This is a genomic window from Pseudoalteromonas sp. Cn5-37 (genome assembly GCF_021532495.1).
Taxonomy (GTDB): Bacteria; Pseudomonadota; Gammaproteobacteria; order Enterobacterales; family Alteromonadaceae; genus Pseudoalteromonas; species Pseudoalteromonas simplex.
The window spans coordinates 50,725-68,604 of sequence record NZ_JAKGBA010000016.1 but is presented as its reverse complement, the minus strand read 5'-3'; the positions used below and the strand labels follow the sequence as shown (position 1 = coordinate 68,604).

At 42.9% G+C, this 17,880-nt stretch carries 14 protein-coding genes; 5 read left to right on the top strand and 9 right to left on the bottom strand.

What is annotated here, in order from left to right; all coding sequences use genetic code 11:
- Genes dnaE through lpxB form a run of 3 tightly spaced genes read right to left on the bottom strand, consistent with a single transcriptional unit; the run spans position 1 to position 5,244 of the window.
- Positions 1-3,492 (bottom strand): DNA polymerase III subunit alpha, encoded by a 3,492-nt coding sequence (gene dnaE, locus L1266_RS15965; RefSeq protein ID WP_054553103.1) that lies wholly within the window; start codon positions 3,490-3,492, stop codon positions 1-3.
- Positions 3,492-4,097 carry a ribonuclease HII gene (gene rnhB, locus L1266_RS15960; protein ID WP_235377893.1) on the bottom strand — a complete coding sequence of 202 codons (606 nt, stop codon included), beginning with the start codon at positions 4,095-4,097 and terminating at the stop codon, positions 3,492-3,494. Before rnhB ends, dnaE begins: the two co-directional genes overlap by 1 nt.
- Positions 4,087-5,244, bottom strand: a complete 1,158-nt coding sequence (gene lpxB, locus L1266_RS15955) for a lipid-A-disaccharide synthase (protein WP_235377892.1) — start codon at positions 5,242-5,244, stop codon at positions 4,087-4,089. Before lpxB ends, rnhB begins: the two co-directional genes overlap by 11 nt.
- Before the next feature lie 421 nt (positions 5,245-5,665).
- On the opposite strand from lpxB, the gene L1266_RS15950 reads away from it, so the two are divergent.
- Genes L1266_RS15950 through cydC form a run of 5 tightly spaced genes read left to right on the top strand, consistent with a single transcriptional unit; the run spans position 5,666 to position 12,056 of the window.
- On the top strand, positions 5,666-7,252 hold the full coding sequence (locus tag L1266_RS15950) for a cytochrome ubiquinol oxidase subunit I (protein ID WP_054553106.1): 1,587 nt from the start codon (positions 5,666-5,668) through the stop codon (positions 7,250-7,252).
- Positions 7,249-8,388 (top strand): cytochrome d ubiquinol oxidase subunit II, encoded by a 1,140-nt coding sequence (gene cydB / locus L1266_RS15945; protein ID WP_138617138.1) that lies wholly within the window; start codon positions 7,249-7,251, stop codon positions 8,386-8,388. The genes L1266_RS15950 and cydB overlap by 4 nt, the downstream gene beginning before the upstream one ends.
- A gap of 12 nt (positions 8,389-8,400) precedes the next feature.
- The gene (gene cydX / locus L1266_RS15940) at positions 8,401-8,553 is read left to right on the top strand and encodes a cytochrome bd-I oxidase subunit CydX (protein ID WP_054553108.1); all 153 of its coding nucleotides are present in this window, start codon (positions 8,401-8,403) and stop codon (positions 8,551-8,553) included.
- Positions 8,543-10,303, top strand: a complete 1,761-nt coding sequence (gene cydD / locus L1266_RS15935) for a thiol reductant ABC exporter subunit CydD (RefSeq protein ID WP_235377891.1) — start codon at positions 8,543-8,545, stop codon at positions 10,301-10,303. Before cydX ends, cydD begins: the two co-directional genes overlap by 11 nt.
- Complete coding sequence (gene cydC, locus L1266_RS15930) at positions 10,296-12,056, top strand: thiol reductant ABC exporter subunit CydC (RefSeq protein ID WP_235377890.1); 1,761 nt, start codon at positions 10,296-10,298, stop codon at positions 12,054-12,056. The genes cydD and cydC overlap by 8 nt, the downstream gene beginning before the upstream one ends.
- On the opposite strand, the gene L1266_RS15925 is transcribed toward cydC, so the two are convergent.
- The 6 genes from L1266_RS15925 to bamA form a co-directional block, all read right to left on the bottom strand.
- A complete protein-coding gene (locus L1266_RS15925; RefSeq protein ID WP_235377889.1) occupies positions 12,053-12,421 on the bottom strand; it encodes a septal ring lytic transglycosylase RlpA family protein in 369 nt (122 codons plus the stop codon). The two genes, cydC and L1266_RS15925, sit on opposite strands and share 4 nt — an antisense overlap.
- 109 nt (positions 12,422-12,530) lie before the next feature.
- A complete protein-coding gene (gene lpxA / locus L1266_RS15920) occupies positions 12,531-13,301 on the bottom strand; it encodes an acyl-ACP--UDP-N-acetylglucosamine O-acyltransferase (RefSeq protein ID WP_054553112.1) in 771 nt (256 codons plus the stop codon).
- Between the two features lie 2 nt (positions 13,302-13,303).
- Positions 13,304-13,756, bottom strand: coding sequence for a 3-hydroxyacyl-ACP dehydratase FabZ (gene fabZ, locus L1266_RS15915; RefSeq protein ID WP_054553113.1), 453 nt, complete (start codon positions 13,754-13,756; stop codon positions 13,304-13,306).
- Between the two features lie 10 nt (positions 13,757-13,766).
- Entirely contained in the window at positions 13,767-14,807 is a 1,041-nt protein-coding gene (gene lpxD / locus L1266_RS15910) for a UDP-3-O-(3-hydroxymyristoyl)glucosamine N-acyltransferase (RefSeq protein ID WP_235377888.1), read from the bottom strand.
- A gap of 9 nt (positions 14,808-14,816) precedes the next feature.
- Positions 14,817-15,335: an OmpH family outer membrane protein gene (locus L1266_RS15905; protein WP_054553115.1), complete on the bottom strand. Its 519-nt coding sequence runs from the start codon at positions 15,333-15,335 to the stop codon at positions 14,817-14,819.
- A 12-nt stretch (positions 15,336-15,347) separates the two neighbouring features.
- On the bottom strand, positions 15,348-17,819 hold the full coding sequence (gene bamA / locus L1266_RS15900; protein ID WP_054553116.1) for an outer membrane protein assembly factor BamA: 2,472 nt from the start codon (positions 17,817-17,819) through the stop codon (positions 15,348-15,350).
- Between the last annotated feature and the right edge of the window lie 61 nt (positions 17,820-17,880).

The window sequence follows — 17,880 nt, the reverse complement described above, 5'->3', positions numbered from 1 at the left end:
TTAGTTAAATTCTAGTTCTACATCTTGCGCCGCCATCAGCGATAACTTGTGAATTAAGTCATCACTCGGCGTAACACACCATTCGGTTCCTAAAGTAATCTCAGCCAACGCATCCGGACGTTGATAGAATACTTTAATAGGACAAGTACCAAACTTATAAGGTTCCAGCACTTTTTGTAAATTATCGAAGAAGTTCGCCTCGATCTGCACCATATTCAAGGTCATTTTAATCGCTTTTATACGTTTTTCTCGCGCCTGTGCGATGGTGCATATGTCTCTAGCGGTCATTGTAATGCCACCAGAGAAGTTATCAAAGCTGACCTGTCCAGATATTACCAAGATATTGTTTACTTGCAGCAAATCTTGGTACATTTCAAACTGTTCTGGGAATAAGCGTACATCAATACGGGCACTCTTGTCATCTAAAGTTACAAGACCCCATCGATTTCCCTTTTTGTTTATCAAAGTACGAGCAGAGATCACTAAGCCTGCAGCCGTTGACTGCACATCGCGGTTAGTGGGTTGTAAATCGACCAGCCTTCCTGATGTATAATGCTTTAACTCTTTACGATACTGATTAATTGGGTGGCCAGTTAAGTACAGCCCTAAAGTTTCTTTCTCACCGTCTAGCCACTCATTGTCGGTTAAATCTGTGGCTTTAATAAATGCTTGTTCAACTTCATCAGGCTCTGTAGCAAGTAATCCAAATAAATCTGCCTGCCCAAGTGACTCAGCCTTATGGTGCTGATCGGCCGCCCGCATGGCATCTTTTAAGCTTGCGAGTAAGGTTGCACGGCCAGGCTGGGTTTTATCTGGGCCAAGTTGGTCGAGCGCTCCGGCATAAATAAGCTTTTCAACAACACGCTTGTTTAAACGCTTTAAGTCAACACGGGCACAAAAATCAAATAAGTCCTTAAACGGGCCACCTTCGCTACGAGCTTCTAAAATAGCTTCAACAGGCGCCTCACCAACTCCTTTAATGGCACCGATACCGTAAACAATTTCACCTTGTAGATTAACCGTAAACTTGTACTCACCGGCATTGACATCTGGCGGTAACAAGGTCAGTTTCATGTTTTCACATTCATCTACCAAGGTAACAATTTTATCGGTGTTATCCATATCTGCCGACATTACCGCAGCCATAAACTCTGCTGGGTAGTGGGTTTTCATCCACAGCGTTTGGTACGATACTAAGGCATAAGCAGCTGAGTGAGATTTATTGAAGCCATAACCTGCGAACTTCTCTACCAAGTCGAAGATTTTCATTGCAAGTTCGCCGTCAACTCCGTTTTTAACAGCGCCTTCTTCGAAGGTTGAGCGTTGCTTTGCCATCTCCTCAGGCTTTTTCTTACCCATCGCACGACGCAGCATGTCAGCGCCACCTAGCGTATAACCAGCCAGTACCTGAGCAATTTGCATTACTTGTTCTTGATAAAGAATGATACCGTAGGTTGGCTCAAGGATTGGTTGCAAGCTATCGTGTTGCCACTGCGCATCTGGATAAGATAATTCTTCGCGGCCATGCTTACGGTCGATAAAGTTATCTACCATGCCTGATTGCAATGGACCTGGGCGAAATAGTGCTACCAGTGCGATCATATCCTCGAAGCAGTCGGGCTTTAGACGACGAATAAGGTCTTTCATACCACGAGATTCGAGCTGGAATACCGCGGTGGTTTCGGCGCGTAGCAGTAACTCAATACTTGGCTTATCATCAAGTGGAATAGCGTTGATATCAACGGGCTTTTTACCCTCACGAGCTAAGCGCTCGTTAGTCATATCAAGTGCCCACTGCAAGATGGTAAGTGTTCTAAGACCTAAGAAGTCAAACTTTACTAAACCTGCTGTCTCAACGTCATTTTTATCAAATTGCGTTACCGGGAATTTACCCTCATCATCACAATAAAGAGCGGCAAAGTCAGTGATTGTGGTGGGTGATATTACAACACCACCAGCGTGCTTACCCGCGTTACGTGTACAGCCTTCAAGGATGCGACACATATCAATAAGCTCTTTGACCTCTTCATCACCGTCGTAGGCTTCTTGTAAACGAGGCTCAACATCAAACGCTTTAGCCAAGGTCATGCCCGGATCGCCCGGTACTAGTTTAGAAATACGATCAACAAAGCCGTAAGGGTGGCCAAGTACACGGCCTACGTCACGGATAACCGCTTTTGCAGCCATGGTACCAAAGGTAATGATCTGAGATACCGCATCACGGCCATAAAGCGCCGCTACGTGATCAATTACCTCATCACGCCTATCCATACAGAAATCGACGTCGAAATCGGGCATTGAGATACGTTCTGGGTTCAAGAAACGTTCGAATAGTAAGTCAAATTCGAGTGGATCGAGGTCGGTGATCTTCAGTGCATAAGCAACCAATGAACCCGCACCAGAACCACGCCCTGGACCTACCGGAATATTGTTATCTTTACTCCACTGAATGAACTCCATTACGATCAAGAAGTAACCTGGGAAACCCATTTGGTTGATTACGTCGAGCTCTATTTTCAGACGCTCATCATACTCGCCACGTTTTTCTTTTCGCTCTTGCTCATCTGGGAATAAAAACTGTAAACGCTCTTCAAGACCATCTTCAGAGACCTTAACCAAGAAGTCTTCAATTTTTAGCGAACCGGTTGGGTAATCTGGTAAGAAGTAAGTCCCGAGCTGCACGGTCACATTACAGCGCTTAGCAATTTCAACAGTGTTTTCTAGCGCTTCAGGAATATCGCTAAATAGCTCAGCCATTTGCTCAGCCGTTTTAAGGTATTGCTGCTCAGAAAAACGTTTTGGTCTACGTTTATCTTCTAAGGTGTAACCGTCATGGATTGCTACGCGGATTTCATGGGCTTCAAAGTTTTCTGGCTTTAAAAAGACTACTTCGTTAGTTGCCACTACAGGTAACTGCTCTTTTGCAGCAAGCTCAACAGCTAGGTGTAAATAGTCTTCTTCTAAAGCACGTTCCGTACGAATAAGCTCAATGTAATAATGATCGCTAAAATGTTGCTTATAAAAGCTAACGACCGATTCTATAAGCCCAGGGTTACCTTTTAATAGGGCTTTACCTAAGTCGCCATCTTTAGCGCCAGATAATAAAATTAGGCCACTTTTGTGCTCCACCAGCCATTCACGGTCAACCACAGGCCGATGAAATAAATGTCCGCGTTGGTACGCTTTAGAGATCAACAAGGTGAGGTTTTTATAGCCTTCGTTATCTTTCGCTAAGATGGTAATTCGGCTAGGTTCATCTTCAAATTCAGGGCTTCTGAGCCAAAAATCTGCGCCGACAATAGGCTTAATACCTGCGCCATGGGCAGCACCATAAAAACGCACCAAACCACATAAGTTCATCTGGTCGGTGATAGCCAACGCAGGCATTTGCAGCTCTTCTGCTTTAGCGACAATTGGCTTAGTTTTAGCTAAGCCATCCACCATAGAGAAATCTGAGTGAACACGTAAGTGAACAAATTGCGGCGCAGGCATTACTGTTGCTCTCCTTTTAACGCCAAAATGCGCTGAACAGGTTTGAAGCTTTTACGATGCTCTGCAATTGCCCCGTATTGTTCAAGTGCTGCAAAATGTGCTTTAGTTGGATAGCCCTTATGACCTGCAAAGCCATAGTCAGGATAACGCTTATCAAGCTCAATCATTTCTTCGTCACGGGCAACTTTCGCTAAAATAGATGCCGCTGAAATCTCTTCGACTAGGCTATCGCCTTTTACTACCGCCTGTGCTGGCACAGTTAATTGACTAGGCACACGGTTACCATCAATAAAAACAAACTCTGGCTTTACACTTAAGCCTTCAACCGCGCGGCTCATCGCGAGCATGGTGGCATGTAAAATATTTAGCTCATCAATCTCAGTTGGGCTACAACGCCCAATGGCATAGCACAGAGCTTTTTCTTTTATTTCTGCCGCTAATAATTGACGTTTTTTGTCTGATAACTTTTTAGAATCGGCTAACCCTGCAATTGGCTGATTTGGGTCCAGTATTACCGCAGCAGTAACAACATCACCGACCAATGGACCACGGCCAACTTCATCTACACCAGCAATATAATTAACATTCGGTCGTTCAATTTGCATTTAGTAACTCCGCGACTGCTGCTGCAGCTTGTTCATTGGCATTTAATCTAATGTTTTTATGTATGGCTAAAAAGCGCGCCTTTAGTTCGCTGTTATCGGTATTAAGCATAGGAGTTAGCGCAGCCGATAGGTTTTCAACATTACACTCAGTTTGTAGGTACTCTGGGACGAGTTCTTCATCGGCTAATAAATTAGGCAACGAGAAATACTTAATGTTAAACGTGAATAAGGTTTTGAAAATCCAGTAACTCAATGGCTTAATTTTATAACCCACAACCATCGGCTTTTTATACAGCATACCTTCAAGTGTTGCGGTTCCTGAGGCAAGCAAAATGGCATCAGCGGCTTGCATTGCAAGATTTGACTGACCATCCAATAATTGCAGTTTTAGATCAGGGGCTGTTTTTTCTAAAATCTCACAAAACTGTGCTTTTCGTTTTTCATTGACTAACGGCACCACAATTTTAAGATCAGGATTTTGCGCTTGTAATTTCGCCGCTGTTTCAATGTAAGTTTCGCTTAAAAGACCTACTTCAGAACCTCGACTACCAGGTAGTAATGCAAGCACTTTATCAGTTTGTGCCAATCCAAGTTGATTACGAGCCTCGGTTTGGTCGTGCTCAAGAGCAATATCATCAGCCAGAGTATGACCTACAAAGGTACAAGGTACATCGTGCTTATCATAAAAGGCTTTTTCGAACGGCAATAATGCCAACACTAAGTTAGTGGCGGCACTGATTTTATGAATGCGTTTTTCGCGCCACGCCCACACGGACGGGCTAACATATTGTACTGTTTTAATACCCGCCTCTTTTAGCGGCTTTTCAACACGTAAGTTAAAGTCAGGGGCATCTATACCAATAAATACATCTGGTGGGTTATCGATAAAATGCTGCACCAATTGTTTGCGTATTTTTAGTAGGCGCGGTAATCGGCCAAGTACTTCAACTAAGCCCATTACAGATAATTCGTCCATATCGAATAATGTTTTACAGCCAGCCGCTTGCATACGCGGGCCTGCAATCCCCTCAAATATGGCATCTGGAAAACAGCGTTTAAGTGCTTTTACTAGCCCTTCACCTAAAATATCACCTGATAACTCACCTGCCACCAAGGCAATACGTAACGGCTTTGTTTGTTCTTTCATTCGTTGATAATTCGCAACTTTTGGCACTAATAAAAATGAGTTTACCGTGTTTTAGCAGTCGGATAAATGTCACACGAGTAATTAATACTAGAATTTAAATAAGTGCTTATTCATTAACCTAGGTAACCAGCTAAGAAAGTAAACAATTAATTTTTTAGCCGAGAGAATACCTATAAGTGAGTAATCTTTTTGTTCTATAAAAACTGGCTAAAAGTTTTTGATAAGGTAATTAATCGATTGAAAAGTTAAGCTTTAATCTCTAGTCTGTAGAAATGATGAACAATTATTTAATCTTATTTTCTTATTTTTCTATTGACTAAAATGGATACAAGGTTAATATTCACAAAGTTTCAATAATTACTGAAACTTCATAACCAATAATTTGTCGTGTCTACCGCACTCGCTAACAAGGAGCTAAACAATGATAGATGAAACATTTGTGGATCTATCGCGATTGCAGTTTGCAATCACTGCCCTCTTTCACTTCCTATTTGTTCCCCTTACTTTAGGTATGACGTGGATTTTGGTGATCATGGAATCCGTTTACGTGATGACTGGTCGCGAAATTTATCGTGATATGACTAAATTCTGGGGTAAGTTATTTGGTATTAACTTTGCGATTGGTGTGGCGACAGGTCTAACCATGGAGTTTGAGTTTGGTACCAACTGGTCTTACTACTCTCACTACGTGGGCGATATTTTTGGCGCACCGCTAGCGATTGAAGGCTTAATGGCATTCTTTTTAGAGTCAACCTTTGTCGGTATGTTCTTTTTAGGTTGGGAGCGACTAACAAAACGTCAGCATTTAGCTGCAACTTTCCTTATGGCTCTAGGTACTAACCTATCAGCTTTATGGATTTTGATTGCCAATGGTTGGATGCAAAACCCTGTAGGGGCTGAGTTTAATTATCAAACCATGCGCATGGAAATGACCAGCTTTGCTGAACTGGTATTCAATCCCGTCGCACAAGTTAAGTTTATTCATACCGTTTCGGCAGGGTATGTTGCAGCATCTATGTTTGTACTGGGCATTAGTAGCTGGTACATCCTAAAAGGTCGCGATCTTGCTTTTGCTAAACGCTCGTTTTCGGTTGCTTCTGGGTTTGGTTTAGCGTCTATCCTTTGTGTTATTTTACTTGGTGATGAATCTGGCTACGAAGTTGGCGAGGTACAAAAAGTTAAACTCGCAACCATTGAAGCTGAGTGGCACACCGAAGAAGCCCCTGCTGCATTCACTCTGGTCGGTATTCCTGATTCAGAAGAGCAAGTCACCCACGCTGCTGTTAAAATACCTTATGCACTGGGCATCATTGCTACTCGCTCTATTGATGAACAGGTAACGGGTATTAAAGATCTAGAAAAGCAACACGAAGTACGAATTCGTAATGGCATGGTTGCATACGAATACTTAGAGAAGCTTCGAGGTGGTGAAGACACTCCAGAAAACATTGCAAAATTCGATAGCTTAAAAGACGACCTTGGCTATGGTTTACTACTAAAACGCTATACGCCTAACGTGGTAGATGCCACAGAAGAGCACATTCAAAAAGCAGTGAAAGATTCGTTTCCTAAAGTTGGCCCTATGTTTTGGTCCTTCAGAATTATGGTCGGTTGCGGTGTGATCATGCTAGGCGTATTCGTGCTTGCATTTTATTACAACGCGCACCGCATTATTGAGCAAAAACGCTGGTTATTATGGGCTGCGGTATGGAGTATTCCACTGCCGTGGATTGCCATTGAATTTGGTTGGATTGTTGCTGAATATGGCCGCCAACCATGGGCTATTTCAGAGATTCTACCAACCTTCTTGGCAACCTCATCTCTGACGGTAAACGATTTACTTATCAGCATTACTGGCTTCATTATCTTTTACACAGGGCTTGCTGCTGTAGAAGGCTGGTTAATGCTGCGCTTTATTAAACAAGGTCCAAGCTCGCTTCATACTGGTAAATATCACCATGAACTTGCTAAAGCAGATTCACTTGCAAGCCAAGGAGCTCAGTCATGATTTTTGATTACGAAACACTAAAACTAATCTGGTGGCTGTTAATTGGTGTATTACTGATTGGCTTTGCAGTGACCGATGGTATGGACATGGGTGTGGCAATTTTGCTTCGCCTAGTTGGTAAAACCGATGTGGAGCGCCGTACTGTAATTAACACCATAGGTGCTCACTGGGATGGTAACCAAGTTTGGTTCATCACCGCTGGGGGTGCACTATTTGCGGCTTGGCCTATGGTATACGCGGCCGCGTTCTCTGGCTTTTACTTTGCTATGATGCTGGTGTTATTTGCGTTATTTTTCAGACCGCTTGGTTTTGATTACCGCTCAAAAATAGACTCACCACGTTGGCGAAACAACTGGGATTGGGGCTTATTTGCAGGCAGTTTTATTCCTGCTTTAGTATTTGGTGTGGCATTTGGTAACTTATTACTGGGCGTGCCTTATCATATCGACGACCTACTGCGTGTCAGTTATCAAGGTTCATTCTTTGCGTTATTAAACCCATTTGCCATTGTTGTTGGCTTAGTAAGCGTACTGATGTTGGTTGGTCATGCAGGCATGTGGCTACAACTTCGTACGGATGCAGAGGTTGCAAAACGCTCAGCACAATACGGTCAATATGCGCTGATGGCGTTTATTGTGTTGTTTGCCTTGGCAGGTGTGTGGGTATCGCAAATTGACGGTTATAAAATCGTTAGCATGGGTGATACTCAAGGTTTTGCAAACCCGCTTGGTAAAACAGTCACGCAGGCACCGGGTGCATGGCTTGATAACTATACAAAAATGCCATTAACCATGCTGTTCCCTGCCCTTGCATTCGTGATGGCGGCACTGGCGATTGTGTTATCTAAATTACAAAAACCGGCAATGGCATTGGCAGCGTCAAGCCTAATGCTTGCAGGCGTAATTTTAACTGCGGGTATGTCAATGTTCCCGTTCGTTATGCCTTCGAGTAACAACCCAAATATTAGTTTAACTATGTGGGATGCGGTTTCGAGCCATATGACTCTCAACGTGATGTTTATTGCAGCGGTTATTTTTGTACCACTTATCCTTATTTACACAACGTGGTGCTATGTGAAGATGTGGCGCAAAGTAACCATTAGTGAAATCGAAAACAACACGCACGGTAGCTACTAAGGAGATTTAATTATGTGGTATTTTGCCTGGATTTTAGGTGTTCTATTAGCCTGTACCCTTGGGGTGATCAACGTAATGTGGTACGAATTTCACCAACATAAAGATTCGATTGCTGATGATGAGCTAGAGCTTTACGCGAGACTCAAAAACACCGATGACAACTAAACCCCGACCAAATCGCGCGCAGCAACAAACGCTGCGCGCTTTTTTAAAGCAATATAGTCAGTCCGCTTCAGGGCTTCTTAAATTAAGCATTAGTTTGGGCACACTCAACGCCCTATTAATGATTGCCTCTTGTTATCTTCTTGCAAACGCGGCTCATCAAGTCATGTTTGAACAAGCAAACTTGCAAGCCGTAAGCCCATTATTATGGCCGCTGGCTGGGCTAATTTTAGTTCGTGCTTTGTTGGTTGCCCTAAGTGAACGCGTAAGTAACCGCGCCGCGTTAAAAATAAAAAACGTGATGCGAAATACATTGCTAGAAAAGCTCAGCAAACTTGGGCCAGCCTACAGTGAACAAAAAGGTCATGGCGCAACACTTAACACCTTACATAATGGGGTTGAAGCACTGCATCAATATTACGCTAATTACATTCCAAGTGTGGCTTACAGTGCGCTTATTCCAATAGCGATATTAGTGGTGATTTTTCCAACCGATTACAAAGCAGGCCTCATATTCCTTTTAACAGCCCCGCTTATCCCCTTTTTTATGATTTTAGTGGGCCATAAAGCGGAGCAGTTAAACCAAGATCGCTGGCAACAACTTGCGGTACTTGGTAATTACTTTTTTGACCGATTACAAGGCCTGACTCAACTCAAGCTCTTTAATGCAACCAAGCGTGAGCTAAATAGCATCAGTCAGATTTCTGATGATTATCGTGGAGCAACCATGGGTGTATTGAAAGTCGCCTTTTTATCGTCTTTCGCCCTTGAGTTTTTAGCCACCATTAGTGTGGCACTTGTTGCCGTGATCATTGGCTTTAGATTATTTTTTGGTACCCTCGATTTTGCCACTGGATTTGTGGTGTTACTACTGGCCCCTGAGTTTTACTTACCACTTCGACAAATGGGCACTCATTATCACGCAAAACTTGAAGGGATCAGTGCCGCTGCTGATATGGTCGACATAATCAATCAAAGCAACTCAGATGAACATGTAGGGTCATCTAAACTTGAGTTACCAATAAAGCATATACAGCTGAATGCGCTTACCTTTCATTACCCTGAAACAAACGAAGGGGTAACTGATATTAACTTAACCCTGCCAAGCTCAGGCTTAATTGCCTTTGTGGGTGAAAGTGGCTCGGGTAAAAGTACCTTGTTTGATTGCCTATTGGGTTTTCATCATCAGGCCAATAGTGCTATTAGCATTAACGAGCAACCACTGAGTGATACTGCATTAGCTGATTGGCAAGCACAGCTGGCGTGGATCCCACAGCAAGCCACGTTATTTTATCGGAGCGTTGCAGAGAACCTGCGTTTAGCTAAACCCGATGCAAGCCAAGCAGAGCTCGATGAAGCAGCAAGTAAAGCTGGCGCACTTGAGTTTATTACTGCACTACCTGATGGCTTTGATACCTTGCTCGGTGAACAAGGAGAAGGCCTCTCTGGTGGGCAAAAACAACGTATTGCCCTTGCTCGTGCATTTTTGAAGAATGCCCCTGTGCTAATGCTAGATGAGCCTACCGCTCACTTAGACAGCCAAACCGAGCATTTAATCAATCAAGCGATCCGCGAGTATGCAAAAGATCACTTAGTGCTGGTTATTGCTCACCGACTGAATACGGTTAAACACGCCGATAAGATTTACGTTATGCAACAAGGTCACATTGTTGAATCTGGTCAGTACCAGCAACTGACTGAGCAAGCTGGCCTATTTGCTAAACTGGTAAGCCAAGGTGACGCCCATGCATAACTTTATACGTCTATTAAAACTGTGCAAACCTCATACTGGCATGCTGCTTTTAGGGGCTTTTTTAGCAAGCTTAACGGTACTTGCTAATGTAGGCTTGCTCGCTATATCGGGGTGGTTTTTAGCAGCCATGGCAGCGGCGGGCATTGCTGGTGTGCAGATGAATTACTTTACCCCAGCTGGAGTGATCCGCTTTTTAGCTATCGTGCGCACAGCCTCTCGTTACGGTGAGAGGATGATAACTCATAATGCTACCTTTTTATTACTGAGCGAAATTCGCGTAAACATGTTCAAGACTTTGAGCCAACTGAACAACGTTGACTTAGCAATGAGTCGTAGTAGCGATTTATTTAACCGGCTACAGAATGATGTCGATGCGCTGGATAAGTTTTACCTAAATGTACTGCTGCCTATTATTGTCGCCTTTTTCAGCATTCCTATAGTAATGGCCTTCATGGCCATGTATAACGCTGAGGTTGCATTAGTGTGCTTTACTTCACTGATGATTATTGGCGTGCTGCTTCCCGCATTGTTAAGCCATAAGCTTCATCAACAAGCGGATACCGAAACCCAACTTTCAGCCGAGTTAAGAGCTGAACTTGCCGATACGTTATCAGGTGCTAGAGAGCTTGCTGTCTATCAAGCACAAGCGGCGCAATTAGCGCATTGTGACTCACTCAGTAAACAATACAACAACCAGCTCTATAATCACCACAAAGCCGTGGCAAACAGTAATGGTTTAAGCACTTTGGTGATCCAACTCACCATGCTGGCCAGTGTCTTTATGATAATTCCACTGGTTGCAATGGGGACTATGAAAAACGTTGAACTGGCGATGCTCGCGTTATTTGTATTAGCAAGCTTTGAAACCGTGCTCACCCTGCCTACGGCATTTATTGAATTGCCGCTTACTTTAAGTGCCGCAAAGCGACTGTTTGATCTTGAAGATAAACACAACAGCTTAGCCGAAAAGCCAAACAACTTAGATGATCAGCTAGCAAACCAATTAGCTGATAAATCAGGGCTTGGTCTTGAGCTAAGCGAGGTCAATTACCAATACTTGGGGGCAAAAAACAAAGCCCTTAGCAATATCAATTTTGCGATTACACCCGGCAGTAAAGTTGCCCTAGTCGGTGCCAGTGGCAGTGGCAAAACCACTCTAGTTAACTTACTCACGGGCCTTTGGCCGCTGCAATCAGGCTCATTAAAGCTCACCACCAAGCAAGATAACTTTGAACTTGAAAGCTTGAGCACTGCAACACGCTTTAAGCAGCTAACGATAGTTGCCCAGCAGCATCATATTTTTGATGGCACGCTACGTGAAAATCTACGCTATGCAGCTTTTGATGCGACAGATGAGATGCTTATTGAAGCCTGTGAAAACGCTGAACTTGGCTATTGGCTTAAGAACTTAAAAGCCGGCCTTAATACCCGCTTAGGAACCGCAGGCAGAAAGCTTTCTCATGGTCAGTCACGTCGTATTGCCATAGCTCAAGCCCTATTAAGGCAAGGTAATTTAATCATTCTTGATGAGCCAACAGAGAGTCTAGATAACCACACTAAGCAAAACTTGCTGACTACACTTGAGAAAATATGGGCAGATAAAACCATGTTGACCATTACCCACGACCCAGCAATGCTAAGTCGTGTTGATAAGGTTATTTGGTTAGAACAAGGACAAGTAAGAGCCTTTGCAAGTCATGCTGAATTGATGGCTAATGAAGCCGACTACGTAGAGCTTATTACCCGTTTTTAATCGAGCTGCTCAACAGTAACGTCAATCACACCTTGCTTGACTGAGGCAATTTGTGAAAACGCCTTTTTTGATAAATCGATAATACGACCGCGGATAAATGGGCCGCGGTCATTAATGGTAACAATCACACTTTTATTGTTACTAATATTGGTGACCCTCACTCTGCTGCCAAAGCCAAGCGTTTTATGAGCCGCGCTCCATGCCTGTTGATTAAACACCTCACCACTTGCTGTCATTCGGCCATGATATTTATCAGCGTAATAACTGGCTTTGCCTTTTTCTATTGCTCCCTTAGATACCGAAGGCGCACTACTACAACCACTTATTATTAAGCTTAACAATGCAAAGATGATGAGTTTATTCATATTACTAGATCCTTTTTTGTCGTGAAGATAACAAGCACTGACTTAGCAAAACCTGAACTATAAAAACAAAAAAGCCACCTTACGGTGGCTTTTAGTAATTAGCTTTTGATTAGCGAATAATTCCGCGCTCAGAGCTTTTCACGAAGTCTATCATCAACTGAACAGCTGGATACTTCGCAGCATCTTCACTTAGCTCAGCGATTGCTTCTTCAACACCTAAACTCTTACGGTAAAGCGTTTTATATGCACGGCGTGTTGCCATGATTTCATCGCTTTCAAAACCACGGCGTTTCATGCCTTCAGTATTGATTGCTACAGGGCCTGCCGGCGTGCCAATGGTCGTTACAAATGGTGGCACATCTTTATTAACACCTGAGTACATACCAACAAAGGCATGTGAACCAATTTTACAGAACTGGTGAACACCTGAATTACCAGCAAGGATCACCCAGTCACCTACGTGTACGTGGCCAGCAACAGAGGCATTATTAGCAAAAATAACGTTATCACCCACTACTGCATCATGCGCAACGTGTGTGTAAGCCATAAATAAGTTGTTGCTACCAATTTTTGTTACACCTTGGTCTTGAATCGTACCACGGTGAATGGTCGCACACTCACGGATCACATTGTTGTCACCAATGATCAAGGTTGTAGGCTCATTCGCGTACTTTTTGTCTTGGCAAGCTTCACCGACCGAAGCAAATTGGAAAATATGGTTACCAGAACCAATCGTCGATGGGCCTTTTACAACCACATGAGATTCGATGATACAGTTATCACCAATAGTTACATCGTTACCGATGTAGCTATAAGGGCCAACTGATACGTTATTTCCAAGTTTTGCACCTGGTTCGATTATCGCCGTAGGATGGATCACTATTAAAACTCTCTTCTCGCACACATGATTTCGGCAGTACACACTACTTTGCCGTCAACTTTTGCTTCTGCTGCAAACTTCCATATATTGCGGCGCTCTTTTAAAAACTCTACATGTAAATGCATAGTATCGCCAGGTAATACTGGCTGTTTAAATCGCGCATTATCAATCGCAGCGAATAAATATAGTTCGTTATCGCTACGATTTTCAACTGTCTTAAAGCCAAGTAAGCCAGTTGCTTGGGCCATTGCTTCTAAAATCAACACACCTGGAAAGATAGGTTGATTAGGAAAATGACCCGTAAAAATAGGTTCGTTCACTGTTACATTTTTAATCGCATGTAACGACTCGCCTGGCGTGTAATCTAGAACACGGTCAACAAGTAGCATCGGGTAACGATGCGGAAGTAAACTTAAAATATCTTGGATATCAAGACTATTTAATTCATTTGCCAAAATAGCATCCTTATTTGTCTTCAATATTGAGTGACTTAGTCAGTGACTCAAGAGCTTTAATGCGGTCTTTCATATCGCCAAGATTGCGGATGTGGGCAATACTTCGGCGCCATTCTTTGTTAGTTTGATGAGGTAATCCTGATGAATAGATTCCAGGCTCTGTGATTGCTTTCGTCACCATACTCATGCCGGTGATTATAGCACCATCGCATACGCTAAGGTGACCATTAATTGCAACCATACCACCAATCTGACAATTCCTACCGATCTCGACGCTTCCGGCAAAAACCGTGCAACCGGCAACCGCTGTGCCTGAGCCGATCTCGACATTATGCGCTATTTGACATTGATTATCGATAATTACATTACTATGGATGATCGTATCGTCTAATGCACCACGGTCAATCGTAGTAGACGCGCCTACCTCAACCTTATCACCGATGATTACTCGGCCAAGTTGCGGTATTTTCACCCATTCCCCACGCTCATTAGCGTAACCAAAACCATCGCTGCCCACGACTGTATTCGCTTGGAATAAACAGTCGCTGCCAATCTCAACTTGATGGTAAATGCTTACATTTGCCCAAAGCTTAGTGCTTTGACCAATTTTTGCATGCTCACCAATGAAACAGTTTGGACCAATCTGCACATTGTCAGCAATAACAGCACCCGCTTCAATCACCACATTGGCGGCGATCGCGACATTATTACCAATCGAAGCTGAATCATGAATGACTGCACTAGGGTGAATACCCGTCACTGCTGAGCGCGGTGTGGTGTCCATTAGCTGAGCAAGCTTGGCGTAACAAACATAAGGGTTACCAACAATGAGCTTATTACCCGAAAAGTACTCAGCGTCTGCTGATGATAAAATCACCGCACTTGCTTGAGTATCATCTAATTGCGAGCGATATTTCTTGTTCGCTAAAAATGCAATATGCCCATGTTGGGCATTTGCAAGTGTAGATATTTTTTTAATCTCTGTAGCGCCGTCACCTTGAAGGTCAGCGCCCAGAAGATCCGCTATCTGCGAAAGCGTGTAGTTTTGCATATATGATTTCTATTGCTTACTTACTTTTTCAACAACTTTGCTTGATAAGTCATCGACAGTTTTAGGGTTAACATAAATCGTTGTTTCTTTAACTTTAACTTCATCGAATTTGCCAGCTTTCGCTACTTCTTCGATTGCATCTAAGATTAGCTTTTGAACTTTAGCTAGTTCTTGGTTTTGACGCATTTTGATTTCTTGCTCTAAAGGACGACCTTTTTCAGCAAGTTGCTGCTGCATACCTTGAATCTTAGTACGTAATTCTTCTTTTTGCTTGTCGCTCATAGTTGTCGCTTCACGCTTGAACTTTTCAGCTTCAAAACGAATATCACCTTGAAGTTTTTCTAGCTCTTGACGACGCTCAGAGAATTCAGCTTCTAAAGTTTGCTCTACTTTCGCCATTTGTGGGATTTGTTTGTAGATTTCTTGCATATCAACAATACCTACTTTGTGGGCAAATGCGTTAGTAGATAGGCCCATAGATAAAGTAGCAAGTAGTGCAAAAGCTGTTGATTTAATTGATTTATTCACGAAAAAACTCCTTTAGAATGTATTACTAATGTTAAAGCTGATGGTCTTCGTATCGTCATCTTCTTCTTTTTGCAATGGATACGCAAAACTGATCAGCATTGGACCCATCGGAGAGATCCATTGTAGAGAAAGACCGGTTGAAACCCTAAAGCGCATCGGATCTGAGTAATCATCCAATTTAGCACGCTCATCTGTTGACAGGTTTTGATAACGGTCAATATTAAACTCTGTATCCCATACGTTTGCTGCATCTACGAAGAAGCTGGTACGTACAGAGCTAGTGTTTTCTTCATCTAAGAAAGGTGTTGGAACAATAAGCTCCATCCCTGCGACCGCTTTGGCGTTACCACCAATTCGGCCTGCTGTGTAAAGCTGGTCAAACTCTGATGCACCACCAATGCTACCTGTCGGTGCACCATCATGTGATGGCGTGCCAGGGATAGTTTGCGGAACACGTGATACAGCACGTGGTAAAATCGTATTTCGATCAAAACCACGTAGTTCCATTTCAGTTATTCTGAAGAACTCTTGGAACGGTAGTGTTTGGTCATAACCATTGGTTGTACCATAACCATTACCATATGCAAGCGCCGCACGCGTTGAGAATACCCAGCTATGGTCATTACTGATTGGCCAATAAAAACGTGAATCGTAATTTAGCTTAAAGTACTGTAAATCAGAGTTTGGCGTTGTTGCAGTTAAGTTAAGAGATTGGCGCGAACCTGCTGTTGGGAATAAACCACGGTTTACAGTAACGCGTGACCAACCTGCACTTAGCTCGTACTTAGTAAAGTCAAAACCTGCATCTGGGTTATTTGGATCTAAGAAGGTTTCACGAATAACACGTGTTTGCTCGTACTCAGCAATATCTGACAGTTCTTCTTGTACCCAACGAACACCAAAGTTAATACGGTTTACTGCATCGATTGGGAAACCAATGTTAGTACCAATACCATAGCTCTTCGATTTATAGTCGATTAGGCTAAACTTACTTGCATCGTAGTTACTGTAGAAAATGCTACTACCTTGCGATACACCATCAGGCGTAAAGTAAGGGTCAGTATAAGACACACTAATACGCTCAGAACCACGTGAGGTATTGATGTTGAAACCAATTTGGTTACCGGTCCCTAAGAAGTTTGATTCACTGACACCAATGTTAAATTGCAGACCTAAGTAAGAACCATAGGCAAGGCCTGCGTTAAAGCTACCTGCAGATTGTTCTTTCACAGTAAAATCTACATCAACTTGGTCATCTACACCTGGTACTGGCACCACATTAAAATCAACGCTTTCCATGTAGGGTAAACGCTGAATTTGCAGTTTAGAGCGCTCAAGACTTTGATTGGACAACCACGCACCTTCAAGCTGTGTCATTTCACGGCGCACTACTTCATCAGAGGTATTTTGGTTACCACCCACAATGATACGACGAACATAAACACGCTTACCCGGATTAACCGATAGCGTTAATTGAACTTCTTTATTTTCATCATCAATTTCTGGGATGGTACGCACTTCAGCATTAGCATAACCAAAACGCGCTAAGTAGCTTTTGATGAACTCTTCTGAAGAGGTCACAACAGAGCCATTATAAAGCTCACCTGTTTTCAGCGGGATAACACTTCTGATGAGTTCTTCACGGCCTAACAAGTCACCAATAAAGTCAAAGCCTTTCACTTTGTATTTAACCCCTTCGGTGATATTTGCTGTTACATAAACAGAGTCACGCTCAGGGCTTACAGATACTTGTGTCGAATCGATATTAAAGCGCAGGTAACCACGGTCTAGGTAGTAACTGCGAATTTTCTCTAAATCGCCTTCAATGGTTTGCTTTTGATAACGGTCGCTCGACATGAACTTCCACCACGGCAAATCTTGCTGTGACTCAGCTAATTTAAGTAGCTCTTCATCAGAGAAAAGTTCGTTACCAACGAGGTTGATTTGACGAATTGATGCAGCATCACCTTCATCAAATTCAAATAATAGTTTTACACGGTTTCGAGGTAGCTTAGTGATACTAACTTCTACCTTTGCATTGTACTTACCAATACTGTGGAAGAATTCAACTAGACCTTTTTCAATGTTATCAAGAACTGTTTTATCAAGCGGCTCACCAGTACGGATATCCTGCTGGTCTAGCGACTCATTTAGCTGCTCATCTTTGATATCTTTATTGCCATCAAATTCGATCATACTGATCGTTGGGCGCTCAGTCACTCGGAAGATAACACTGTTGCCATCACGTAATGCTTTAATATTGTCAAAGTGACCAGAACGATAGAGAGCCTTTATGGTTCTTGAAATTGTGTACTCATCAATATTATCGCCCACATTGATCGGAATATGCGTTAACGCAGCACCCAGTGCAACACGCTGTAAACCTTCAACTTTTAAATCTTCTACAATAAAGGAGTTTTGGCCTAGGGCTGCAAAGCTAGCGCCTAATAAACTTGAAACTGCCAAATGTTTTTTTATAGCCATTTTGTTATCTTTATCCTTTACAACTGTATTACCGCTCAACACCTTTTTAAATAAACTTTTT